This window comes from Streptomyces sp. NPDC014889 (genome assembly GCF_043081205.1).
GTDB lineage: Bacteria > Actinomycetota > Actinomycetes > Streptomycetales > Streptomycetaceae > Streptomyces.
On the sequence record NZ_JBIBWH010000006.1, the window covers coordinates 411,181 to 434,526 of the forward strand.

General features: G+C 72.7%; 25 protein-coding genes and 1 riboswitch. Of the genes, 14 read left to right on the forward strand and 11 right to left on the reverse strand.

The features are described from left to right. Window positions 1–75: 75 nt before the first annotated feature. Window positions 76–798 (reverse strand): copper homeostasis protein CutC, encoded by a 723-nt coding sequence (locus tag ACF09J_RS14730; RefSeq protein WP_392305780.1) that lies wholly within the window; start codon window positions 796–798, stop codon window positions 76–78. Between the two features lie 128 nt (window positions 799–926). Here ACF09J_RS14730 and ACF09J_RS14735 point away from each other — a divergent pair, with 128 nt between their 5' ends. The 3 genes from ACF09J_RS14735 to ACF09J_RS14745 are packed head-to-tail and all read left to right on the forward strand — an operon-like array spanning window position 927 to window position 3,202. Next, window positions 927–1,424 (forward strand): hypothetical protein, encoded by a 498-nt coding sequence (locus ACF09J_RS14735; RefSeq protein ID WP_392305781.1) that lies wholly within the window; start codon window positions 927–929, stop codon window positions 1,422–1,424. Window positions 1,425–1,461: 37 nt separating this feature from the next. Continuing rightward, window positions 1,462–2,106, forward strand: a complete 645-nt coding sequence (locus ACF09J_RS14740; RefSeq protein ID WP_392305782.1) for a hypothetical protein — start codon at window positions 1,462–1,464, stop codon at window positions 2,104–2,106. A gap of 28 nt (window positions 2,107–2,134) precedes the next feature. Continuing rightward, window positions 2,135–3,202 carry a GNAT family N-acetyltransferase gene (locus ACF09J_RS14745; RefSeq protein ID WP_392305783.1) on the forward strand — a complete coding sequence of 356 codons (1,068 nt, stop codon included), beginning with the start codon at window positions 2,135–2,137 and terminating at the stop codon, window positions 3,200–3,202. Here the strand turns inward: ACF09J_RS14745 and ACF09J_RS14750 are convergent. Together ACF09J_RS14750 and ACF09J_RS14755 are read right to left on the reverse strand one after the other, a co-directional pair. After that, window positions 3,184–3,462, reverse strand: a complete 279-nt coding sequence (locus ACF09J_RS14750) for a DUF4031 domain-containing protein (RefSeq protein WP_392305784.1) — start codon at window positions 3,460–3,462, stop codon at window positions 3,184–3,186. The genes ACF09J_RS14745 and ACF09J_RS14750 overlap by 19 nt on opposite strands. A 25-nt stretch (window positions 3,463–3,487) precedes the next feature. Beyond that, window positions 3,488–3,871, reverse strand: coding sequence for a hypothetical protein (locus ACF09J_RS14755; protein WP_392305785.1), 384 nt, complete (start codon window positions 3,869–3,871; stop codon window positions 3,488–3,490). Window positions 3,872–3,993: 122 nt separating this feature from the next. On the opposite strand from ACF09J_RS14755, the gene ACF09J_RS14760 reads away from it, so the two are divergent. From ACF09J_RS14760 to ACF09J_RS14790, 7 genes are all read left to right on the forward strand, one after another. Further along, complete coding sequence (locus ACF09J_RS14760) at window positions 3,994–4,620, forward strand: DUF3887 domain-containing protein (RefSeq protein WP_392305786.1); 627 nt, start codon at window positions 3,994–3,996, stop codon at window positions 4,618–4,620. A 37-nt stretch (window positions 4,621–4,657) separates the two neighbouring features. Continuing rightward, window positions 4,658–4,876, forward strand: coding sequence for a PLD nuclease N-terminal domain-containing protein (locus ACF09J_RS14765; protein ID WP_392305787.1), 219 nt, complete (start codon window positions 4,658–4,660; stop codon window positions 4,874–4,876). Beyond that, window positions 4,873–5,853, forward strand: coding sequence for an ABC transporter ATP-binding protein (locus ACF09J_RS14770; RefSeq protein ID WP_392305788.1), 981 nt, complete (start codon window positions 4,873–4,875; stop codon window positions 5,851–5,853). Before ACF09J_RS14765 ends, ACF09J_RS14770 begins: the two co-directional genes overlap by 4 nt. After that, entirely contained in the window at window positions 5,850–6,617 is a 768-nt protein-coding gene (locus ACF09J_RS14775; RefSeq protein WP_392305789.1) for a hypothetical protein, read from the forward strand. The genes ACF09J_RS14770 and ACF09J_RS14775 overlap by 4 nt, the downstream gene beginning before the upstream one ends. Window positions 6,618–6,690: 73 nt before the next feature. Next, window positions 6,691–7,635, forward strand: a complete 945-nt coding sequence (locus ACF09J_RS14780) for a MurR/RpiR family transcriptional regulator (protein WP_362345769.1) — start codon at window positions 6,691–6,693, stop codon at window positions 7,633–7,635. Between the two features lie 88 nt (window positions 7,636–7,723). After that, window positions 7,724–8,659 (forward strand): N-acetylmuramic acid 6-phosphate etherase, encoded by a 936-nt coding sequence (murQ, locus tag ACF09J_RS14785; protein WP_392305790.1) that lies wholly within the window; start codon window positions 7,724–7,726, stop codon window positions 8,657–8,659. Between the two features lie 70 nt (window positions 8,660–8,729). Continuing rightward, on the forward strand, window positions 8,730–9,323 hold the full coding sequence (locus tag ACF09J_RS14790; protein ID WP_392305791.1) for a hypothetical protein: 594 nt from the start codon (window positions 8,730–8,732) through the stop codon (window positions 9,321–9,323). Between the two features lie 16 nt (window positions 9,324–9,339). Here ACF09J_RS14790 and ACF09J_RS14795 read toward each other — a convergent pair whose 3' ends face one another. From ACF09J_RS14795 to thrC, 6 genes are all read right to left on the reverse strand, one after another. After that, on the reverse strand, window positions 9,340–10,815 hold the full coding sequence (locus ACF09J_RS14795; RefSeq protein WP_392305792.1) for an MFS transporter: 1,476 nt from the start codon (window positions 10,813–10,815) through the stop codon (window positions 9,340–9,342). A 169-nt stretch (window positions 10,816–10,984) separates the two neighbouring features. Next, window positions 10,985–12,127 carry an NADH:flavin oxidoreductase gene (locus ACF09J_RS14800; RefSeq protein WP_392305793.1) on the reverse strand — a complete coding sequence of 381 codons (1,143 nt, stop codon included), beginning with the start codon at window positions 12,125–12,127 and terminating at the stop codon, window positions 10,985–10,987. A gap of 199 nt (window positions 12,128–12,326) precedes the next feature. Next, window positions 12,327–13,949, reverse strand: a complete 1,623-nt coding sequence (gene groL / locus ACF09J_RS14805; RefSeq protein WP_392305794.1) for a chaperonin GroEL — start codon at window positions 13,947–13,949, stop codon at window positions 12,327–12,329. Between the two features lie 353 nt (window positions 13,950–14,302). After that, a complete protein-coding gene (locus tag ACF09J_RS14810) occupies window positions 14,303–14,506 on the reverse strand; it encodes a cold-shock protein (protein WP_004986573.1) in 204 nt (67 codons plus the stop codon). A gap of 431 nt (window positions 14,507–14,937) precedes the next feature. Beyond that, window positions 14,938–15,213, reverse strand: a complete 276-nt coding sequence (locus ACF09J_RS14815; protein ID WP_392305795.1) for a MoaD/ThiS family protein — start codon at window positions 15,211–15,213, stop codon at window positions 14,938–14,940. Further along, window positions 15,210–16,493, reverse strand: coding sequence for a threonine synthase (gene thrC, locus ACF09J_RS14820; protein ID WP_392305796.1), 1,284 nt, complete (start codon window positions 16,491–16,493; stop codon window positions 15,210–15,212). Before thrC ends, ACF09J_RS14815 begins: the two co-directional genes overlap by 4 nt. Window positions 16,494–16,511: 18 nt before the next feature. After that, window positions 16,512–16,681, reverse strand: a riboswitch (SAM riboswitch). Between the two features lie 158 nt (window positions 16,682–16,839). Here thrC and ACF09J_RS14825 point away from each other — a divergent pair. Both ACF09J_RS14825 and ACF09J_RS14830 read left to right on the forward strand, forming a co-directional pair. After that, window positions 16,840–17,811: a glucosyl-3-phosphoglycerate synthase gene (locus ACF09J_RS14825; protein ID WP_392305797.1), complete on the forward strand. Its 972-nt coding sequence runs from the start codon at window positions 16,840–16,842 to the stop codon at window positions 17,809–17,811. A gap of 83 nt (window positions 17,812–17,894) precedes the next feature. After that, window positions 17,895–19,325, forward strand: coding sequence for a trehalose-6-phosphate synthase (locus tag ACF09J_RS14830; RefSeq protein ID WP_392305798.1), 1,431 nt, complete (start codon window positions 17,895–17,897; stop codon window positions 19,323–19,325). Between the two features lie 12 nt (window positions 19,326–19,337). On the opposite strand, the gene otsB is transcribed toward ACF09J_RS14830, so the two are convergent. Both otsB and ACF09J_RS14840 read right to left on the reverse strand, forming a co-directional pair. Further along, on the reverse strand, window positions 19,338–20,210 hold the full coding sequence (otsB, locus tag ACF09J_RS14835) for a trehalose-phosphatase (protein WP_392305799.1): 873 nt from the start codon (window positions 20,208–20,210) through the stop codon (window positions 19,338–19,340). Window positions 20,211–20,751: 541 nt separating this feature from the next. Then, entirely contained in the window at window positions 20,752–20,994 is a 243-nt protein-coding gene (locus ACF09J_RS14840; protein ID WP_392305800.1) for a DUF3263 domain-containing protein, read from the reverse strand. A gap of 150 nt (window positions 20,995–21,144) precedes the next feature. Here ACF09J_RS14840 and ACF09J_RS14845 point away from each other — a divergent pair, with 150 nt between their 5' ends. Both ACF09J_RS14845 and nagA read left to right on the forward strand, forming a co-directional pair. Next, window positions 21,145–22,089: an ROK family protein gene (locus ACF09J_RS14845; RefSeq protein ID WP_392305801.1), complete on the forward strand. Its 945-nt coding sequence runs from the start codon at window positions 21,145–21,147 to the stop codon at window positions 22,087–22,089. Beyond that, window positions 22,089–23,231: an N-acetylglucosamine-6-phosphate deacetylase gene (nagA, locus tag ACF09J_RS14850; protein WP_392305802.1), complete on the forward strand. Its 1,143-nt coding sequence runs from the start codon at window positions 22,089–22,091 to the stop codon at window positions 23,229–23,231. Before ACF09J_RS14845 ends, nagA begins: the two co-directional genes overlap by 1 nt. The last annotated feature ends 115 nt before the right edge of the window (window positions 23,232–23,346 follow it).

Below are 23,346 nucleotides of genomic sequence, written 5' to 3' on the forward strand. Positions count from 1 at the left end.
CGTGCCCGGTCGGAATGGGCCAGGCGTACGAATTACCCGCCCCGATCCCACCCCGCCCCGGTCGGGCGCCGCCTCTCAGCCCGCGGGCTGCCGGACCGCCACCCCGTCCAGGACCGCACGCCACTTTGCGACCGCCTCGACGCAGACCGGTCCGTCCCAGCCGCCGGGGCGGGCCGCACCGCCGATGTGGAAGGCGCCGATCCCGGCGGCGAGCAGAGCGGGCACATGGTCCAGCCGCAGTCCGCCGCCGACCATGATCTGCGGCTCGTAGCCGGGCTCGCCGCCGCGTGCGGCCTCCGCGATCAGCGTGGGCAGCCCCTCGTCCACGCCGGAGGCGGCGCCCGCCGTCAGATACGCGTCGAGCCCCGGCAGGCCGTCCAGCCGCTTGCGCAGCGCGTCCCGGTCGGCGGCGCGGTCGATCGCCCGGTGGAAGGTCCACGGACAGCCGTCCAGCTCGCCGACCACCCGCTCGACGGCCTCCAGGTCCACCCCGCCCTCCTCGTCCAGGAACCCCAGCACGAACTCCTCCGCGCCGGCTGCCCGCATCTCGCCCGCGACCCCCGCCAGCCGGTCCAGCCCCCTGGCACCGCCCACGCCGAACCCGTCCGCGAGCCGCAGCATCACCCGCAGCGGAATGTCCACGGCGGCGCGGATCCCCGCGACGGTACGGACCGGCGGGGTGAGCCCGTCGGCCGCGATGTCGGTGATCAGCTCGAGGCGGTCCGCGCCTCCGGCCTGAGCGGCGACCGCGTCCCCGGCATCGAGCGCGATCACCTCCAGGACTGCACGCATGCTCATAGGAGCCCTTCCCTCGTTTCCCCTGAAGCGGACAGGTCTAGTCCAATATCAGGGTACGGGGTCGGAGAACCCACCGCCGGTGACCTTCGCCATGGGAGACTCCCGCACCTCCGGCGAAGGACGAGAACATGCCACTCGGCTCCCCCTCCGGCCCCGGTACGCGGTCGCGATCCGATCGCGACGGGATACCGGCTCCCGGCTGCCTGATCGCCCTCATGGCGCCCCTGGTCGCGGTGGCGCTCATCGCGGGGACGCTCATGTTCCTGGCCCACCGCCAGGACCGGGCCAACGAGCGCCATGAGAAAGCGGCACTGGAGCGAATGGCCCGGCTGACCGAGTCGTACGTGGGTGACCTGTCGAACGAGGCGCGGACCCGCTACCCGAGCGAGGCGCGCACACGCGGCCTCGCCCGGCAGAACCACGGCACGCTCGTCTCCTACACACAGTCGACACGGTCGCTGACCACCGTCGTCCAGTTCGTCGCGGCATACGACGAGGCCGTCATGTTCGGCTCCTCGCACTCCCAGGTCCACCGCTGCTACTCCTTCCTGTTCGAGAAGGACGCGGAGGGAGGACTGCGGAAGAGGACGACTCCCCTTGAAAGCTGCCCTCCCCTCAGCCGTTGACGGTGGCCGGCCGCCCGGCAAGGGCGACAATGAGCGCATGGCCGATCTCGACGCCCTGCGCTTCCGCTGGAGCCGTGCCCTGGAGGGTGCCCGGGGTCCCGGTGGCGGTCCCGACCCCGTGCCGTACGCCGACAACCTGCTCGCGCGGTGGCAGGAGCCGCAGCGGCACTACCACACGATCACGCACCTCGCCGCCGTCCTCGACCGCGTCGACGTGCTGGAGCGGTACGCAGGCGATCCGGACGTGGTCCGGCTGGCGGCCTGGTTCCATGACGCTGTCTACCTGCCCGAGCGGTCCGAGAACGAGGAGCGGTCCGCGCGGCTCGCCGAGCGCGCGCTTCCCGAGGCCGGGGTGTCGGCCGAGAAGACCGCCGAGGTCGCCCGGCTGGTCCGGCTCACCGTCACCCACGACCCGGCCGACGGCGACCGCGACGGACAGGTGCTGTGCGACGCCGACCTGGCGATCCTCGCCGCGTCGCCGTCGGCGTACGCCGCCTACGCGGCCGGGGTCCGCGAGGAGTACCACTTCGTCCCGAGCGACGCCTTCCGCGAGGGCCGTGCCGACGTCCTGCGGCAGCTCCTCGCCCTGCCCCGCCTGTTCCGCACCCCGTACGGGACGGAGCACTGGGAGGCGACCGCCCGCTACAACGTCACCTCCGAGCTGGAAATGCTGTCGCTCTGAGGGCATCACCGCGCCTACCCTGCGCCGTATGCGTACTTGGGGCGGGGAACAGGTGGAGCAGGCCGTCGCGGGCGCCGTGGCGCTCCTGAGGACGGCGACGGACCAGGACTGGGACCGCGCGACGGCCGGGCGGCTCGAGTGGAGCTGCCGGCGGACGGCCGAGCACATCGCGAGCGATCTCGTCGCGTACGCCGGGCAGTTGGCCGGGCGGGCACAGCACGCCTACGTCCCCTTCGAGATCACCCTCGACGAGGGCACCGGGAACGCGGACGTCCTGGACGTGATCGAGGCGACCGGCGCCCTGCTCGCCGCCGCCGTCCGCACCACCCCGCGCGAGGTCCGGGCCTTCCACCCGTACCCCTTCCGCAGCGCGAACCGCGAGGGCTTCGCCGCGATGGGGGTCGCCGAGGTGCTGCTGCACACGCACGACATCGCGACCGGCCTGCACCTGGCCCACGAGCCGCCCGCCGAACTGTGCGAGGACGTGCTGACCCGGCTCTTCCCGCACGTCCGGCCGGGCTCCGCGCCCTGGCCGACGCTCCTGTGGGCCACCGGCCGGGGCGACCTCCCCGGCCGGCCGCCGGTCACCGAGTGGCGCTGGAGCAACCCGCCGGCCGTCCCCGCGGGCCGGCTCACCCTGGAGGGCGTCACCCCCGCCGCCGCCCGCGATCTGGGCGCCGGCGGTGACGGCGGGTTCACATGGGCCGAGGGCGGGCCCTACGAGGGCACGCGGGACGCCGCCGGGATGGCCGTGAAGGCCTACGAGGCCGGAGCGCACCGGCCCGAGTGGGGGATGTTCGTGCTGGTGCGGCAGGAGGACGGCCTCGCGGTCGGCGGCATGGGCTTCCACGGTGTGCCCGACGAGGAGGGGCGCGCGGAGGTCGGTTACGACCTCGCCGTGTCCGCCCGCGGCCACGGCTACGCGACCGAGGCGCTGCGCGCGCTGTCGGCCTGGGCGCTGGCCCGGGACGACGTACGGACGCTGATCGCGACCGTGGACCGGTACAACGTTCCCTCCCAACGCGTCCTCAGCCGCGCCGGTTTCGTCGCCGTGCGTGAGGACGAGGAGGAGATCTCCTACGAACTCCGGCCCTGAACACGGCCCTTGGGGCGGCGCAGCCCGGCGGCGTACAGCAGCCGTACCACCTCGCGGCTGCTGACCTCGACCGCGCCGGCCGCCACCGCGTCGGCGTACCGGTGTGAGGGCAGGTCGTAGTGGTCCCGCTCGAAGGCGCGGCGGGGCACCCCCAACCCCTCGGCGAAGGTGTGCAGTTCGTCGTAGGAGACATCGCTGACCAGGTGGGACCACATGCGGCCGTGGCCCGGCCAGGACGGCGGGTCGATGTAGAGGGTCACGGCGCGACCGCCGGGCGCGGCACCGTCACGACGTGGTGCTCCGGCCGGTCGCCTCCGCCAGGGCGCCCACCGGCGCCACCTTCACACCCACCTTGGTGCACACCCAGTGCGGGTCGGGCCCGAGTTCCGGCTCGACGTCCAGCGCGTGCGGGTCGCCGTAGCCGCACACCGGGCACAGCGGCCAGCGGCCGTACCGCTCCAGGAGCGCGTCCTGGACGTCCTGCGCGACCAGACCCGCGACGTACCGCGCGCCTTCCGGCCACTGCTCCACCCACCAGCGGCGCTGGACGACGGAGTCCTCCACGAGCGAGACCACGTCCGCGTCGGCGACCTCGCCGGCGACCAGGTCGGCGAGCACCAGGGCGCGGGCGGCGTGCAGGGCCTGCTCCAGGGGGCTGACGGGTTCCATGCCCCCATTGTCACCCGGAAGTCACGGACCGGACACCGGTGACGGATCACGCACGGACGGGAGCACCTCTCGCCGTAAAGGAAGCCTTGACACCCCTCCGGGCGTAAAGGCATCCTTTACGCGTGACCGATTCCCTCCCCCTCACCTCCCTGAGCGCGCGGCTCGCCGAGCACGCCTCGGCCCTGGCCTCGGCCGCGGGCAGCCCGTTGGCCGCGCCGGACTACCTCGAACTGGTCCGGCGCGCGCAGGAGGTGGACGCCCTGGCCGAACAGGTGTTGAAGCTCTGCGTGCAGCAGAGCCGGGACGCGGGTCACACCTGGCAGGAGGTCGGGGACCTGCTCGGAGTCACCCGCCAGGCCGCCTTCCAGCGGTTCGGCAAGCCCATCGACCCCCGAACGGGAGAACCCATGGACAAGACCGTGCGCATGACCGACGCCGCGGGGCGCGCCCTCGAGATCGTCACGGCCGTCCTCGAAGGCCGCATGGACGACGCCAGGCCGTCCTTCAACGCCGAGGTGCTGGCGGCCTTCACCGACGAGGTGCGGGGCGACGCCCTGGCCAGTGTCGCCGGCCTCGTCGGCGCGTTCGAGGGCTTCGGCGAGGGCGAGCCGTTCGTCCGGCGCGTCGGCGATCACACCGTGGTGGACATCCCGCTGCGCTACGAGGCCGGTGAGATGAAGGCCCGGGTCGCGTTCGACACGGACGAGAAGGTCGCCGGATTCTTCGTCCTCCCGCCCGAGACGCCGTGATCCACCCGATCCGAAACCCCCACAGAGAGTCCGTCCCGTGATTGCCTCCAGCCTCAACTTCTCAGCGGTCCCCTGGGCCGCGATCGCGCCTCTGCTGGTCGCCGAGCTCGCTCTGCTCGTCCACTGCCTCGTCGACGTCGCACGGCACCGGAACACCCGTCACCTGCCCCGCTGGGCCTGGGTGCTGATATGCCTGTTCGTGAACCCCCTGGGTCCGATCGCCTACCTGGTGGCGGGGCGGAGCGAGAACCGGTGAACGGGCCGGCCGTGGTCACCACGGGCCTGGTGCGCGACTACGGGAACGGCGCGGGGCTGCACGGCGTGGACCTGGAGGTGCCGCGCGGCGGTGTCTACGGTCTGGTGGGCCCGAACGGCGCGGGCAAGACCACGCTGCTGTCCATCGTGGCCGGTCTGCGCCGCTCCGACGCGGGCGAGGTCCGGTTGTCGATCGACGCGGGACGGATCGGGGTCTGCCCCGACACCCCCGAGTTCGAACCGTGGCTCACCGCGGCGGAGGTGGTGCGCCAGTCCCGCGGTCTGGCCGCACGCGACAGGCGCCGCCGCCGTGGCGGTACGAAGCACGACCGGGGCACGGACGCCCCCGACCCGGTCGCGGCCGTCCTCGCGGAGGTCGGCCTGACCGAGGCGGCCGACCGCCGCACGGGCGGCTTCTCCCGCGGGATGAAGCAACGGCTGGGCCTCGCGGTGGCGTTGGCGCTCGACCCCGAGCTGCTGATCCTCGACGAGCCGTCCAGCGCGCTCGACCCGTCCGGGCGGGCAGAGGTGCTCTCCCTGGTCGCCGGGCTCGGCCGGACCCGCACCGTGATCTTCTCCAGCCATGTCCTGGCGGACGTCCAGCGGGTCGCCGACACGGTGGGCGTCCTCGACCGGGGGCGGCTCCTGTTCCAGGGGCCGGTACGCGACCTGATCGACCGGTTCCTCCAGCCGGCCTGGGAGGTGCGGCTGCGCGGGGGCGGCGAGCAGCGGCTGGCCGGACTGCTGCGGCGGCAGGACTGGGTCACCTCGGTGGCGGTCGGCCCCGACGGGTCCGTACGCGTCGAAGCGGCGAGCACGGCGGTCGGTGAGCGCCTGCTGCCGAAGGCGATCGCCGAGGCGGACGCCGCTCTGATCAGCCTGCACCCGGTCGACGCCGACCTGGAGGCCGCGTTCCTGGCCCTGACCGGCGGACGGCACGGACACCACGGACAAGACGTACGGACGGATGCGGCGTGAACGAGCTTTCGCTGTGGCGGGTCGAGTGGCTCCGGCTGCTGCGCACCAAGAGACTGATCGCACTGCTGGGCGTCTTCGTGCTCTTCGGGTTCGCCGGGCCGCTGCTCGCCCGGTACTCCGGGGAACTGCTGAACCACGCCGGGAGCTCGGGTCAGCGGGTGAAGATCGTCTTTCCGCCCCCGGTCCCGGCGGACGGCGTGGTCCAGTACGTGGGCAACGCGCTCGGGATCGGCCTCATCGTGACCGTCGTCGTGGCGGCGTACGCGTGCTCGCTCGACGCCAGGCCCGCGCTGGCGGTCTTCTACCGCACGCGCGCCCGCCGCTTCGGCGATCTGCTGGTGCCGAGGTTCGCGGTCAGCGCCGCCGGGGCCGTGGGCGGCTACCTGGCCGGGCTGCTCGCCGCCTGGTACGAGACGGCCGTCCTGCTGGGCAGTCCCGGTACGGCGGCCATGGGAAGGACCGCGCTCGCCGGTTCGGTGTACCTGGTGTTCGCCGTGGCGGTCACGGCGCTGGCCGCGACACTGGCGCGCAGCACGCTCGGCACCGTCGGGTACGCGCTGCTCGTGCTGTTCACGCTCCCGCTGCTCGGGGCGGTGCCGCACGTGTCGCGCTGGCTCCCGACCGAGCTGACGCAGGCGCCGGACGCGTTCCTGCGGCACACGGCGACCGACGACGCGCAACGGGCCCTGGCGGTCGCCGTGGTGCTGGCGGCCGGCTGCGTGGCGACCGCGATCCGGCGGGGCGCGCGCAAGGAGGTGCGCTGAACTCCGCCGCGGTCCTCGGGGCCTCTGCGCGCGGCCTTGACCACGCGACCGTACGGAAAATACCTTTCACTGTGTGACCCAGGACGTGAAGGAAATTTTCGCAGGCGTGGGCGCCCCGGGCCTCACGCCCCCCGCACCCGCCGCCCTCGCGGCCAAGGTACGTACGCTCGCGCCCTCGATGACCCGCTCCATGCAGCGGGTCGCCGAGGCCGTCGCCGGCGACCCGGCCGGCTGCGCGGCCCTCACGGTCACCGGCCTCGCCGAACTCACCGGCACCAGCGAGGCGACGGTCGTACGCACCGCCCGCCTGCTGGGCTATCCGGGTTACCGGGACCTGCGCCTGGCCCTCGCGGGCCTGGCCGCCCAGCAGCAGTCGGGCCGCGCGCCCGCCATCACGACCGACATCGCGGTGGACGACCCCATCGCCGACGTCGTCGCCAAGCTCGCCTACGACGAGCAGCAGACGCTGGCCGACACCGCCGCCGGGCTCGACACCATCCAGCTCGGCGCGGCCGTCACCGCGCTGGCCGCCGCCCGCCGCACCGACGTCTACGGCATCGGTGCCTCCGGACTGGTCGCCCAGGACCTCACCCAGAAGCTGCTGCGCATAGGGCTGGTGGCGCACGCGCACAGCGACCCGCACCTCGCCGTCACCAACGCGGTGCAACTGCGCGCGGGGGACGTGGCGATCGCCATCACCCACTCGGGCTCGACCGGGGACGTGATCGAACCGCTGCGGGTGGCCTTCGAGCGCGGCGCGACCACCGTCGCCATCACCGGCCGGCCCACCGCGCCCGTGACGCAGTACGCCGACCACGTCCTGACCACCTCCACGGCCCGCGAGAGCGAGCTGCGCCCGGCGGCGATGTCCTCCCGGACCAGCCAACTGCTCGTGGTGGACTGCCTGTTCGTCGGGGTGGCCCAGCGGACGTACGAGACGGCGGCGCCCGCGCTCGCCGCGTCCTACGAGGCGCTCGCCCACCGGCACAGCCCGCGGGGCGGAACGCACCGTTCCTAGCTCTCGTGGCGCTCGTGGCCGAGAACCGAACAAGCCCGGATCCGTACGGTCAGCCGTACCGCATCGCACGAGGAGAGCCGCCCTTCCCATGACCTCCACGCCCCACTACCGCGAGCTGCGCTCCGAGCTGGAGTCGCTGACGACCGAGGCGTTCCGCCCCGAGCTGGCGGAGATCGACCGGCTGCCGACGCTGGAGATCGCCCGGCTGATGAACGCCGAGGACACCACCGTGCCCGCCGCCGTGGCCGAGCGGCTGCCGCAGATCGCCGCCGCGATCGACGCGGTGGCGGAGCGGATGGCGCGTGGCGGCCGGCTGGTCTACGCCGGCGCGGGCACGGCCGGGCGGCTGGGCGTCCTGGACGCCTCGGAGTGCCCGCCGACCTTCAACACCCGCCCCTCCCAGGTCGTCGGGGTGATCGCGGGCGGCCCGCAGGCCATGGTGACCTCGGTCGAGGGCGCGGAGGACTCCAAGGAGCTGGCGGCCGAGGCGCTCGACGCCCTCGGTCTCGCACCGGACGACACGGTGGTGGGCGTCTCCGCCTCCGGCCGCACCCCCTACGCCATCGGCGCGGTGGAGCACGCCCGCGCCCTGGGCGCCCTGACCGTCGGCCTGTCCTGCAACGCGGACAGCGCGCTGGCGGCCGCCGCCGAGCACGGCATCGAGGTCGTCGTCGGCCCCGAGCTGCTGACCGGCTCAACCCGTCTGAAGGCCGGGACGGCGCAGAAACTGGTCCTCAACATGCTCTCGACGATCACGATGATCCGGCTGGGCAAGACCTACGGAAACCTGATGGTCGACGTACGGGCCTCCAACGACAAGCTCCGCGCCCGCTCCCGCCGCATCGTCGCCCTGGCCACGGGCGCGCCGGACGACGAGATCGAACGGGCGCTGGCAGCAGCGGACGGCGAGGTGAAGACCGCCGTCCTCGCCCTCCTCGCCGACCTCGACGGCTCCACGGCGACCCGCCTCCTGGAGGAGTCCGACGGCCACCTGCGCGCGGCGCTGGAGCGGGCCCGCGACTGAGCCGGGCGAAGGCGGACGGACTGACCGGGGGCTCCGCCACCGGCCGGGGCGTCCTACGCTGGAGGACACCATGAACCACGCCCAGCTCACCGCCCTCGGCCGGGCCCTGCGTCTGCTCGGCGAGCACGGCGAGGCGCTCTCCGCGGATACGCCCGACGCCAGGCTCCACGAGATGAAGGCGGATCTCCGGCGCGCTCTCGACCTGCTGGACGAGACCGTCACGACGGCCGCACCCGCCACCCGCTGCCCCGAGCATCCGAACGGGCCCGTCGACGAGAGCGCGCCCGACCTGTGTCTGCTGTGCGAAACCCGGCGCCGGGCCGCCCGCCGCTCCGAGGTCGACGGGGCGTACGCCTCGTACGCGCGCCGCGCCGCCGAACCCGCCGCCTCCACCCCGTCCCGCTACGGCGTCCGCGAGGACCGCCCGCAGCCCCAGCAGCGGTGGCTGCCGGAGCTGTGGAACGGGCGGGAGTGGCAGTTGTGCGGCACCCCGCGCCGGGACCGGCGCGAGGCGGAGCTGTTCATCGCCGCCCAGCGCAGGGCCCCGCGCGCCGCGCCCGCCTACCGGCTCGTGCACGAGTTCACCGACTACGAGGTGGTGCGGGTCTGGGGCCATCCCGTGCGGGTCGACATCGAACCCATGAGCAACCCGGGCAACCCGTAGGGAGCGGGGCCGGGACCTACGGCACCTTCGCCCCGGCGGGCGCGGGCCGGCCGGCCCCCGTCGGCTCCCCCGGCGCCGCGGTGCGCGGGCGCGGGATGAAGGACGCGACCAGGAAGCCGAGCAGGGCGGCGCCGCCGCCGACGGCGAGGACCGTGCGGAAGCCGTTCTCGGAGGGAAGCTGGTACGGGCCGAACGCGGTGGTCATATGGGCCAGGACCACGCCCGCCACCGCGCTGGCGACCGATGTGCCGATCGAGCGCATCAGGGTGTTGAGGCTGTTCGCCGCGCCCGTCTCGGACGCGGGGACGGCGCTCATGATGAGCGCGGGCATCGAGCCGTAGGTGAAGCCGATGCCGGCGCCGATCACGCAGGACGTCAGGACGAAGTGCCAGACCTCGCTCATCAGGGCGATGTTGAGGCCGTAGCCGGCGGCCACGATCAGCGCGCCGATCATCAGCGTCACCTTGGGGCCCCTGGACCGCGAGACGATCGCCGACACCGGGGCGACGGCCATCATCACCAGGCCGGAGGGAGCCATGACCAGGCCGGAGGCCAGCAGCGACCTGCCGAGGCCGTAGCCGGTCTGCTCGGGCAGTTGCAGCAGTTGCGGGATGACCAGGGACATCGAGAACATCGCGAAGCCGATGGCCACCGAGGCGAGGTTGGTCACCAGCACCTGGCGGCGGGCCGTGGTGCGCAGGTCCACCAGGGGCGCCTCGACGCGCAGTTCGAACAGGCCCCAGGCGACCAGGACCACGACCGCCGCCGCGAACAGGCCCAGGGTCGTACCGCTGCCCCAGCCCCAGTCGGCGCCCTTGGAGATCGCCAGCAGCAGGCAGACCAGGCCCACCGCCATACCGATCGCGCCGGGAAGGTCGAAGCGGCCGCCGGTGCGCACCGCCGACTCGGGCACGAGGACCAGCACCAGCACCGCCGCGACGACGCCCAGGCCGGCCGAGACCCAGAACAGCATGTGCCAGTTGAGGTTCTCGGCGATCAGGGCGGCGGTGGGCAGTCCGAGGGCGCCGCCGACACCGAGCGAGGCGCTGATCATCGCGGTCGCCGAACCGAGCCGCTCGGCGGGCAGTTCGTCGCGCATGATGCTGATGCCGAGCGGGATGACACCGGAGGCGAGGCCCTGCAGGGCACGGCCGACGATCAGCGGCGTCAGGGAGTCGCTCAGCGCGGCCGTGACCGAGCCGGCCACCAGCATGGCCACGCTCAGCAGGAGCATGCGGCGCTTGCCGTACATGTCGCCGAGGCGGCCCATGACCGGGGTGGCCACGGCCGCGGCGAGCAGCGTGGCGGTGACGGCCCAGACGGTGTCCGACGCCGAGGCGTGCAGGAGCTGGGGCAGCTCGGGAATGATCGGGATCACCAGGGTCTGCATCAGCGAGACCACGATGCCCGCGAAGGCGAGTACGGCCACGACGGCGTTGGGCCGGGGCGCGGATTGCCCTGCCGTGGCGGGCCGGGCGAGTGCGTCGGACATGAAGGAAGGTCTCCGTCGGAGAGCGGGTGTACTTGACTCAGGCAACTTTAATTGGACTTGATTGACTTAAGCAAGCGAAAATCCGCCGGGAGGGGCCAGGGGCCGCCGGACACCAAGCGCAGGGGCGGCGTCCGCCTCAGGCAGCCGCCGCCCCGGAACCCGGCTCGGTTCAGCTCAGCGTCTTCAGGGCCGCCGCGTCGTACGGCTTCAGCTCGTCGAAGCGGCCGCCGAGGACCTTCGCCGCCCACTCGGGGTCATGGAGCAGCGCGCGGCCCACGGCCACCAGGTCGAACTCGTCGCGCTCCAGCCGGTCCAGCAGGTTGTCGAGGCTGCCGAGCTCCGCGCCCTCGCCCTGGAGCGCCCTGTCGAAGTCGCCGTTCAGACCCACCGAGCCGACCGTGATGGCCTGCGTCCCCGTCAGCTTCTTGGTCCAGCCCGCGAGGTTGAGGTCCGAGCCCTCGAACTCCGGCATCCAGTAGCGGCGCGTGGAGGCGTGGAAGACGTCCACTCCGGCCGCCGCGAGCGGCGACAGGATCGCCTCCAGCTCCTCGGGCGTCTCCGCCAGGCGGGCGTCGTAGGCGCCCTGCTTCCACTGGGAGTACCGGAAGAGGACCGGGAAGCCGGGCGAGACGGACGCGCGCACCGCCGCCACGATCTCGGCCGCGAACTTCGTACGGGCCACCAAGTCGCCGCCGTAGGCGTCGGTACGGCGGTTGGTGCCCGCCCAGAGGAACTGGTCGAGCAGATAGCCGTGGGCGCCGTGCAGTTCCACGCCGTCGAAGCCGATGCGCTCCGCGGCGGCGGCCGCCTCGGCGAACGCGCCGATGACGTCGTCCAGGTCCGTCCGCGTCATCGCCCTGCCGGTGACCTCGGACTCGCCGATGCGCAGCCCGGAGGGGCCGACCGCGGGCGCCTCGGGGAACGGCGGCTTGCCCGGCTTGCGCACCATGCCGATGTGCCAGAGCTGCGGCACGATCGTGCCGCCCGCCGCGTGCACGGCCTCGGCCACCTTCGCCCAGCCCGCGAGCTGCTCCTCGCCGTGGAAGCGCGGCACGCGGTCACTCTGCCCGGCCGAGTCGTGCCCCACGTAGGTGCCCTCGGTGACGATCAGACCGACGCCCGCGGCGGCGCGGCGGGCGTAGTACGACAGCACGTCCTCGCCGGGGACACCGTCCGGCGAGAACATCCGGGTCATCGGCGCCATCACGATCCGGTTGGGGACGGTGAGGCCGTTCAGCGTGACGGGGCGGGAGAGGATCTCGGCCGCGCGGGAGGCGGACCCGGGAGCGGATTCGGAGGCGGTGACGGTCACGTGGGGGGCTCCTCGAAATCGTGGTCGGTAGCGGCCGACACGCACGCGCGTCGACCGCGCACCGGCGTCAACTGCCCCACCGGCCACGGCATTCCACCGGTCCACCGCTGTGACCCGGAACACGCCCGAGGGCGGCACCCCCTGTCTCCAGGGAGTGCCGCCCTCGGTACGTGACGGACGGATCCGATCCTCGAGGGGATCAGAAGTCCATGTCACCGCCCGGCATGCCGCCGCCGGCCGGCGCGGCGGCCTTCTCCGGCTTGTCGGCGATGACGGCCTCGGTGGTGAGGAACAGCGCGGCGATGGAGGCGGCGTTCTGCAGCGCGGAACGGGTCACCTTCGCCGGGTCGATGATGCCCTCGGCGACCAGGTCGACGTACTCACCGGTCGCGGCGTTCAGGCCGTGGCCCGGGGTGAGGTTGCGGACCTTCTCCACCACGACGCCGCCCTCGAGGCCGGCGTTGACGGCGATCTGCTTGAGCGGGGCCTCCAGGGCGAGCTTCACGGCCTGCGCGCCGGTCGCCTCGTCACCCTCGAGTTCCAGCTTCTCGAAGACGCTGGTGGTCTGGAGCAGGGCCACGCCACCACCGGCGACGATGCCCTCCTCGACGGCCGCCTTGGCGTTGCGCACGGCGTCCTCGATGCGGTGCTTACGCTCCTTGAGCTCCACCTCGGTGGCGGCACCGGCCTTGATGACCGCGACACCGCCGGCGAGCTTCGCCAGGCGCTCCTGGAGCTTCTCGCGGTCGTAGTCGGAGTCGCTGTTCTCGATCTCGGCGCGGATCTGGTTCACGCGGCCCGCGACCTGGTCGGTGGAGCCGGCGCCGTCGACGATGGTGGTCTCGTCCTTGGTGATGACGACCTTGCGGGCGCGGCCCAGGAGGTCCAGGGTCGCGTTCTCCAGCTTGAGGCCGACCTCCTCGGAGATGACCTCGCCGCCCGTGAGGATGGCGATGTCGCCGAGCATGGCCTTGCGGCGGTCGCCGAAGCCCGGGGCCTTGACGGCGACGGACTTGAAGGTGCCGCGGATCTTGTTGACGACCAGGGTCGACAGGGCCTCGCCCTCGACGTCCTCGGCGATGATCAGCAGCGGCTTGCCCGACTGCATGACCTTCTCCAGGAGCGGGAGCAGGTCCTTGACCGAGGAGATCTTGGAGTTGGCGATGAGGATGTACGGGTCCTCGAGCGACGCCTCCATGCGCTCCATGTCGGTCGCGAAGTAGGCGGAGATGTAGCCCTTGTCGAAGCGCATGCCCTCGGTGAGCTCGAGCTCGAGACCGAAGGTCTGCGACTCCTCGACGGTGATGACGCCTTCCTTGCCGACCTTGTCCATGGCCTCGGCGATGAGCTCGCCGATCTGGGTGTCGGCGGCGGAGATGGAGGCGGTGGAGGCGATCTGCTCCTTGGTCTCGACCTCCTTGGCCTGGTCGAGCAGGGCGGCGGAGACGGCCTCGACGGCACGCTCGATACCGCGCTTCAGGGCCATCGGGTTGGCGCCGGCGGCGACGTTGCGCAGGCCTTCCTTGACCAGGGCCTGGGCGAGCACGGTCGCGGTGGTCGTACCGTCACCGGCGACGTCGTCCGTCTTCTTGGCGACTTCCTTGACCAGCTCGGCGCCGATCTTCTCGTACGGGTCCTCGAGCTCGATCTCCTTGGCGATGGAGACACCGTCGTTGGTGATCGTGGGGGCGCCCCACTTCTTCTCGAGGACGACGTTGCGGCCCTTGGGGCCGAGGGTCACCTTGACGGCGTCCGCGAGCTGGTTCATGCCGCGCTCGAGGCCTCGCCGCGCCTCCTCGTCGAACGCGATGATCTTGGCCATGTGAAGTGGTCCCTCCAGGACTGGGGGTGATTCCTTCGGACCGCGCCCGCGCCCGCGACGGACGGCCTCCGGTCCACGGTGGTTCCTTGCCCCACCTGGCCCGCGGCCTCACCGACCCGGTCCTTCGTTGTCACTCTCACCTTCAGAGTGCTAACGCCAATGATTAGCACTCGACCCCTCCGAGTGCAAGCGCCTTCGGGGGGTCGGCGGGCAGTCGGGCGGGCGCGGAGGCGGATGTGCGGGCCGGCGGACGGAGGGGGGAAGGGGGCGCGGGCACAGCGAAGGGCCCGCACCCCGGCAGCGGAGGTGCGGGCCCTTCCGAAGAAGAACGTCGCTTGCGGTGGTCGCGCGATTCAGGCCGTGACGCGGACCATGTCGGCCTGCGGACCCTTCTGGCCCTGCGAGATCTCGAACTCGACCCGCTGGCCCTCTTCCAGCGTGCGGTAGCCGTCCATCTGGATCGCGCTGTAGTGGACGAAGACGTCCGCACCACCGTCGACCGCGATGAAGCCGTACCCCTTCTCCGCGTTGAACCACTTGACGGTGCCCTGAGCCATGCCTAACTCCCCTATTACTGGCCCTTGCACAGATCCACACTTCGCGGACCCGGGTCAGACCTCACCCCCCGTGGATCGGGGGCGTGCGCCGGAACGCGTCGACCGCGGCTGAATGTATCTGTCCAACTGCCGTCTGCAACAGGTCAATCGGACGAGAAATCTGGACGTACGCGGTCCGGAATATAGGAAGAGTTCACGCGAATTCAGGGCATTTCGGGCCCCATAAGCAAGGCAAATGCCGCAAAAGGTCCGCAGACTTTGGCTACTTCTTGCCGGGCCCGCGGCAGAAATCCATGGCCCCGGAATCCGAGTCCGGGGGCGCGTTCCCCAACTCTACCCCGTTCAATCACACAGAATTGCCCCCTCCGCTTCTCTCGCGGAAGGGGCAACTCGGGTGAACTCTGCGTGACCGGAATTACCGAAGGTAATGGTCAGCCGCCGGCGACCGCCGGGATGATCGAGACGCCCGCGCCGTCCGGGGTGGCCGTCTGGAGGCCCTGCTCGAACCGGACGTCGTCGTCGTTGACGTACACGTTGACGAAGCGGCGCAGCTTGCCCTGGTCGTCCAGGACCCGGGCGGCGATGCCCGTGTGGTTCTTCTCCAGGTCCGAGATGACCTCGGACAGGGTCGCGCCCTCGGCGCTCACCTCGGCCCGCCCGCCGGTGTAGGTGCGCAGGATGGTGGGGATGCGGACGTTCACGCTCATGCCAGGCCAGCCTCTCGGAAGGAGTCCAGGGTCGGACGGATCGTCGCGGTCAGGCCGGTGCCGGCCACCGCGTCCAGCGTCTTCAGCCCGTCGCCGGTGTTGAGGACGACGGTGGTCTTGGTCGGGTCGAGGACGCCGTTCTCGACCAGCTTCTTCGTCACGCCGACCGTCACACCGCCCGCGGTCTCGGCGAAGATGCCCTCGGTCCGCGCCAGCAGCTTGATCGCGTCGACGACCTGCTCGTCGGTCACGTCCTCCACCGCGCCGCCGGTGCGGCGCGCGATGTCCAGGACGTACGGGCCGTCGGCCGGGTTGCCGATGGCCAGGGACTTGGCGATGGTGTCCGGCTTCTGCGGCCGCACGACGTCGTGGCCCGCCTTGAAGGCGGTGGACACCGGCGAGCAGCCCTCGGCCTGGGCGCCGAAGACCTTGTACGGCCTGTCCTCGACCAGTCCCAGCTCGATCAGCTCCCGCAGGCCCTTGTCGACCTTGGTGAGCTGGGAGCCCGAGGCGATCGGGACGACGATCTGGTCCGGCAGCCGCCAGCCGAGCTGCTCGCAGATCTCGTACGCCAGGGTCTTGGAGCCCTCGGCGTAGTACGGCCGCAGGTTGACGTTGACGAAGCCCCAGCCCTCGCCGGCCGGATCGCCGATCAGCTCGGAGCAGAAGCGGTTCACGTCGTCGTAGTTGCCCTCGATGCCGACGAGTTCGCCGCCGTAGATCGCGGCCATCACGACCTTGCCCTGCTCCAGGTCGTGCGGGATGAACACGCAGGAGCGCAGTCCGGCGCGGGCGGCCGCGGCGCCGACGGCGCCGGCCAGGTTGCCGGTCGAGGAGCAGGAGAGCGTGGTGAAGCCGAAGGCGCGGGCCGCCTCCAGCGCCTGGGCGACGACGCGGTCCTTGAAGGAGTGCGTCGGGTTGCCGGAGTCGTCCTTCACGTAGAGGCCGCCGGTCACGCCCAGTTCACGGGCGAGGCGGTCGGCCTGGACGAGCTTGGTCCAGCCCGGGTTCAGGTTCGGCTTGCCGGCGACGTCCGCGGGGACGGGCAGCAGCGGGGCGTAGCGCCAGATGTTCGCGGGGCCCGCTTCGATCCGCTTGCGCAGCTCCTCGGTGTCGTAGGCCGAGAAGTCGTAGGCGATCTCCAGCGGGCCGAAACACTCCTCGCAGGCGAAGACCGGGCCGAGGGGGACGCGGTGACCGCACTCGCGACAGCTCAGCGCCGCGGCGGGGCCGAGGTTCACGGTGGAATCGGTGCTGCTTGCAACGGTCTGCACAGCCATGTGAGGCGAGGCCCTTTCTCCTCATCTTCCTCACGACGCATCTCGCCGTGAGACGGATTTGGCACCTTCCCTAGCCGGGAGCCTCGCGAAGACGATCGGCTGTGCGCGCACAGCAGTCGATACGAGAACCGGCTGGAGGGTTGCCGGGGCTTCATCGGGCCGTGTCCCTCTGCCCCTCTGGATGAGCTGTATTCGGTTGTGGCGCGGAGGTGACCCCCGGCATGGGATGGTCGTCCGCGTTGTTCAAGACTGTAACGGAAGGCCAGGACGGCCGAGACAGTCGTCCGAACCGCGAGACGACACCGCGAGACGACAGTCGCGGGACGACAGTGAGGAGCCGCTGACCGTGCTGGAAGAAGTCGAGCGCTGGCTGGCCACCCGCTCCTGGTCCGTGGCCGACCGGCCGCTCCACCAGATCCTGGCGGCCAAGCAGCGCACCGGTCAGTCCGTCTCCGTGGTGCTGCCCGCGCTGAACGAGGAGGCGACGGTCGGCGACATCGTCACGGTGATCCGCCGCGACCTCGTGGAGCGGGCGCCGCTCGTCGACGAGATCGTCGTCGTCGACTCCGGCTCCACCGACCGCACCTTCGAGGTGGCCGCCGCCGCGGGCGCCCGGGTGGTGCGCCGCGACGAGATCCTGCCGCGCCTGCCGGCGGTGCCGGGCAAGGGCGAGGTGCTGTGGCGCTCCCTGCTCGTCACCCGCGGGGACGTCGTCTGCTTCGTGGACGCCGATCTGCGGGAGTTCTCCTCCGACTTCGTCACCGGCATCGTGGGCCCGCTGCTCACCGAACGCGACATCGACCTGGTCAAGGCGATGTACGACCGCCCCTTCACCGTGCCCGGCTCGGCCGCCTCCGACCCGGCCGCCGCCGGGCAGGGCGGGCGGGTCACCGAGCTGATGGCGCGCCCGCTGCTCAACATGCACTGGCCGCAGCTGGCCGGCTTCGTGCAGCCGCTCGGCGGCGAGTACGCGGCCCGCCGCTCACTCCTCGAACAGCTTCCCTTCCCGGTCGGCTACGGCGTCGAACTGGGCATGCTGGTCGACGCGCTGCACCTGGTGGGCCTGGACGCGCTCGCGCAGGTCGACGTCGGGGTACGCAGGCACCGGCACCAGGACGGGCAGGCGCTCGGCCGGATGGCCGCCGCGATCTACCGCACCGCCCAGCTCCGCCTGGCCCGCGGCCATCTCGTGCGCCCCCGGCTCACCCAGTTCGAGCGCGGCGAGAGCGGCTTCGAGCCGCGGACGCACCCCGTGGACACCGAGGAGCGTCCGCCGATGGCCGAGGTCGCGGAGTACGCGGCCCGGCAGGTGGCGTGAAACACCGGCCTCGCCCGCTTTCCGGCGGCTACGAAGCGGAACCGTACGTTTGAGCGTTTCGGGGCCGGGCTAGGTTGAGCCTTATGGCTTCTACGCACGGTGCCGAGGTGCTGGTCGCGTCCAATCGCGGCCCGGTTTCGTATCAGGTGCGCGAGGACGGCTCGCTCCACTCCCGGCGCGGAGGCGGAGGGCTGGTGTCCGGGCTCTCCGCGATCGGCCCGGAGGCGGGCGCGGTGTGGGTGTGCGCCGCGCTGAGCGACGCCGACCGGCAGGCGGCGGGCCGCTTCGAGGGCGGGCGCCGGCTGCCGTCGGAGGCGGCCGGCGGGCAGCAGGTGCGGATGCTCGACATCGACGCGCGGGTGTTCTCCGACGCCTACAACGGCATCGCCAACTCGGTGCTGTGGTTCGTCCACCACATGCTGTACCAGACCCCGCTCGAGCCGGTCTTCGACGCCGAGTTCCGGCGCCGGTGGAAGTCCTACGAGGCCTACAACCTGGCCTTCGCCGAGGCGCTGGCGGAGGAGGCGGCCGAGGGGGCGGCCGTGGTGGTGCAGGACTACCACCTGACGCTCGTGCCGGGGATGCTGCGCGACTTCCGGCCCGATGTGCGCATCGGCCACTTCTCGCACACGCCCTGGGCGCCCGCGGACTACTTCCGGATCCTCCCCGACGACATCGCCGAGCAGGTGCTGCGCGGGATGCTGGGCGCGGACCGGCTTGGCTTCCTCACCCGGCGGTGGGCCGACGCGTTCGCCGGGTGCTGCGACGCGCTCGTCGGCGGGCTCGGGGGCACCCGGATCGGGGTGCACGGGCTGGGCGCGGACGCGGAGTTCCTGCGGGAGCGGTCGCACCGGGCCGACGTCAAGGAGCGGATGGCGGCGCTGCGCGAGGAGATCGGCGCCGGTCCGGACGGTGGCCCGCGCCGGACGATCGTACGGGTGGACCGGACCGAGCTGTCCAAGAACATCGTGCGGGGGCTGCACGCGTACCGGGAGCTGCTGGAGGAGCGCCCGGAGTGGCGCGAGCGGGTGGTGCACGTGGCGTTCGCCTACCCCTCGCGGCAGGACCTCGCGGTGTACCGGGAGTACACGCAGGAGGTGCGGCGGGTGGCCGAGGAGATCAACGCGCGGTACGGGACGCCCGGCTGGACCCCCGTGCTGCTGCACGTGGAGGACGACTTCGCGCGGTCGCTCGCGGCGTACCGGATCGCCGACGTGGCGCTGGTCAACCCCATCCGGGACGGGATGAACCTGGTCGCCAAGGAGGTGCCGGTCGTCTCCGACTCGGGGTGCGCGCTGGTGCTGTCGCGGGAGGCGGGGGCGTACGCGGAACTGGGCGACGACGCGGTCGTCGTCAACCCGTACGACGTGGTGGGGACGGCCGGGGCACTGCACCGGGCCCTGAGCATGCCGGGTCCCGAACGGGCGGAGCGGACGAAACGGCTGGCCGCCGCCGCGACCGCGCTGCCGCCCGCCCAGTGGTTCCTGGACCAGCTCCAGGAGCTCGGCGGCTGAGCGGACGGACGGCTACGCGAGGCGGTCCGCCAGGTCCCTCAGCAGCGCCACCACCCCGGCGGGGCCGTCCACCACCAGGTCGGCCCGCTGCGACACCTCGGTGACCTCCGTGCTTCCGCTGCAGACCAGGACGCCCGGGACTCCGTCCGCGCGGAGTTCGTCGACGGCGGCGAAGGCCGGGAGGTCGCCCAGGTCGTCGCCCGCGTACAGGACCGACGTGGCGCCCAGGCCGCGGGCGCAGTCCAGGAGCGCCACGCCCTTGTCCATGCCCGGGGGGCGCAGTTCGAGGACCAGGCGGCCGGGCTCGACGATCAGCCCATGACGGGCGGCCAGGTCGGCGAGGGGCTCGCGCAGCGCCTCGAACGCGGCCTGCGGGTCGTCCGCGCGGCGGGTGTGGACGGCGACCGAGCGGCCCTTGTCCTCGGTCCAGGTGCCGTGCCCGGCGGTCCGGTCGAGGAGGCCGGGCAGTTCGGCGCGGACGGCGGCGACGCCGGGGTGCGGGGGCGGGGCGGTGACCGTGCCCGTGGCGGCGTCCCAGCGCTCGGCGCCGTAGTGGCCGAGGACGACCAGGTGCTCCAGACCGGGCACGCCCGCGAAGCCGCCGTGGCGCACCGCGACACCGGGCGCGCGGCCGGTGACCACCGCGACGGCGGCCACCTTCGGGGCGAGCGAGGAGAGCGCGGGCACCGCGTCCGGGTGGGCGCGGGCCTGGTCGGGGTCGGGGACGATCGGTGCGAGCGTCCCGTCGAAGTCGAGTGCGATCAGCGCGCGCTCGGGCCGGGCGAGAAGCGCGGCGAGCCCGTCCCGTCCCGCCCGGGTGACGGGCGCCGGCAGATCGGAGACGGAGGCGGTCGAGTCGGCGGAGTGACGGTCCTGACTACCCATGGGGCGAACCTATCCCTCCCCGACCCGCCGCACTCCTCCACCGACCCGGATCTCACGACCCAGCGCGAACACACCACCGGGCGCGGACTCCACCGCCCGGCACCACACCATCCGACGCGGGCACATCGCCGGACACTGACCTCACGACCCGGCTCAGGGACACCGCGGGCGCGGACTCCACCGCCCGGCACCACACCAACCGACGCGGGCACACCGCCGGACACGGGCCTCACGACCCGGCTCAGGGACACCGCGGGCGCGGACTCCACCACCCGGCACCACACCAACCGACGCGGGCACACCGCCGGACACGGGCCTCACGACCCGGCTCAGGGACACCGCCGGGCGTGGGCACACCGCCCGGCGCGAGCCCAGCCTTCGGGAGCAGGCTGCGCCGCATGGCCGGCGCCGTGCGGCGCTCGCGTTCGTGGCGGTGGGCGTTCACCGCCCGGCGCGGGCACATCGCCGAGGCGCGAGCTTCACGCCCGGCGCGAAAACGCCCTCGGCGCGGACCCCCGCGACGCGGGCACCCGGCGTGGGCTCAGCGTTCGGCGCGGCGGGTTTCTCGGACGCGGCGGAGGCGGTTCACCGTGACCGGGTCGTGGGCGAGGGCGCGGGTGTCGTCGAGGAGGGCGTTGAGGAGCTGGTAGTACCGGACCGGCGACAGGCCGAGCTCCTCGCGTATCGCGCGCTCCTTCGCGCCGGGGCCGGTGAAGCCGCGGCGCTCCAGGGCGAGGATGTCCCGCTCCCTGCGGCCGAGCCCCTGCTCCTCGTCGTCGTGCATACCAGGCACCGTAGCCCCCACCACCGACATCGGCCCTCGCCGGCCCGTCCGCGCCGTTCCGGCCGTCCCGGCGTCACCAAGTGGACACAATTGGTCTGCACCAAGCAAGTGGACTAGACCTCTCCCGGTCGACGGTCCACACTGTTCCACGTGAAACACGTCATCGCCCTCGATGTGGGCGGCACCGGGATGAAGGCCGCCCTGGTCGCCGCCGACGGCTCCCTGCTGCACCGGGCCCGCCGGGCGACCGGCCGCGAGCGGGGTCCGGACGCCGTCGTCGAGGGCATCCTCGACTTCGCCGCGGAGCTGCGCGCGCACGGCGTCCGGCACCTGGGCCAGGAGGCGGCCGCGGCCGGCGTCGCCGTCCCCGGCATCGTCGACGAGGAGCGAGGCATCGCCGCCTACTCGGCGAACCTCGGCTGGCGTGACGTACCCCTGCGCGATCTGCTCGCCGAGCGGCTCGGCGCCCCCGTGGCCCTGGGCCACGACGTGCGCACCGGCGGGCTGGCCGAGGGCCGGATCGGGGCGGGCAAGGGCGCGGACCGATACCTCTTCGTGCCGCTGGGCACCGGGATCGCGGGCGCCATCGGCATCGACGGCCGGGTGGAGACGGGCGCGCACGGCTTCGCGGGCGAGATCGGCCACATCGTCGTACGCCCCGGCGGCCTGGACTGCCCCTGCGGGCAGCGCGGCTGCCTGGAGCGGTTCGCCTCCGCGTCGGCGGTCAGCCAGGCATGGGCCGAGGCGTGCGGGGACCCGGACGCGGACGCGGCGGACTGCGCCAAGGCCGTGGAGGCCGGGGACGCGAGGGCACGGACGGTCTGGCAGGAGGCGGTGGACGCGCTCGCCGACGGGCTGGTCACCGCGCTCACCCTGCTGGATCCCCGCACGCTGATCATCGGCGGCGGGCTCGCCGAGGCGGGCGAGACGCTGTTCGGGCCGCTGCGCGAGGCGGTCCGGCGGCGCGTCACCTTCCAGAAGCTGCCGTCGATCGTCCCCGCCGCCCTGGGGGACACCGCCGGCTGCCTGGGTGCGGGACTCCTGGCCTGGGACCTGCTCAACACTTCTACGAGTTTTCCGGAGGTAGCCATCTGATGGCCCCCAGCAAGGTTCTGACCGGAGCCCGGGTGGTGTTGCCCACCGGGATCGTGGACGGCGGCCGTGTGATCGTCGACGGCACGCGGATCGCCGACAACGCCCGGGAGGACGCCGAGACCCTCGACGTACGCGGGCACTGGCTGGTCCCCGGCTTCGTCGACCTCCACAACCACGGCGGAGGCGGCGCCTCCTTCTCCGGCACGGCCGACGACGTGCTGACCGCCGTCCGCACCCACCGGGAGCACGGCACCACCACCCTGGTCGCCTCCACCGTCACCGACGACATGGGCCTCCTCGTCAAGCAGGCGGGCCTGCTGTCGGAACTCGCCGAGCAGGGCGACATCGCGGGCGTCCACTTCGAGGGGCCGTTCATCTCGCCGTGCCGCAAGGGAGCGCACTCCGAGGAGCTGCTGCGCGACCCGGACCCCGCCGAGGTGCGCAAGCTGATCGACGCCGCCCGCGGCCGGGCCAGGATGATGACCCTGGCCACCGAACTGCCCGGCGGCATCGACTCCGTACGGCTGCTCACGGAGCACGGCGTGATCGCGGCGATCGGGCACACGGACGCGACGTACGAGCAGACGGTGGAGGCGATCGACGCCGGAGCCACCGTCGCCACCCACCTGTTCAACGCGATGCCGCCGCTGGGCCACCGCGCCCCCGGCCCGATCGCGGCCCTGCTGGAGGACGAGCGGGTCACGGTCGAGCTGATCAACGACGGAGTGCACCTGCACCCCGCCGCCCTGGAGCTGGCCTTCCACCACGCGGGCGCACAGCGGGTCGCCTTCATCACCGACGCCATGGACGCCGCCGGGATCGGCGACGGCCGCTATCTCCTCGGCCCGCTCCAGGTCGAGGTCGAGGGCGGGGTCGCACGGCTGGTGGAAGGCGGCTCGATCGCGGGCTCGACCCTGACCCTGGACCGGGCCTTCCACCGGGCGGTGACCGTCGACCGGCTCCCCGTCACGGACGTGGTCGCCGCGCTGTCCGCCAATCCGGCCCGGCTGCTCGGGATGGACGACCGGGTGGGCTCCCTGGAACCCGGCAAGGACGCCGACCTGGTCCTGCTCGACGAGGACTTCACCCTCAAGGGCGTGATGCGGCGGGGCACCTGGGTGGTTGAGCCCCAACTGGGCTGATCCGTCCACCCGTCCGGCAGGCGGTGGCCGGTCCGAGGGGTGGGCGGTGGGCCGTGTCTTTGGCATGATCGAGTCTTCGGAACTTCGCGGCGGACACGCGCTTACTCGGGGGAGG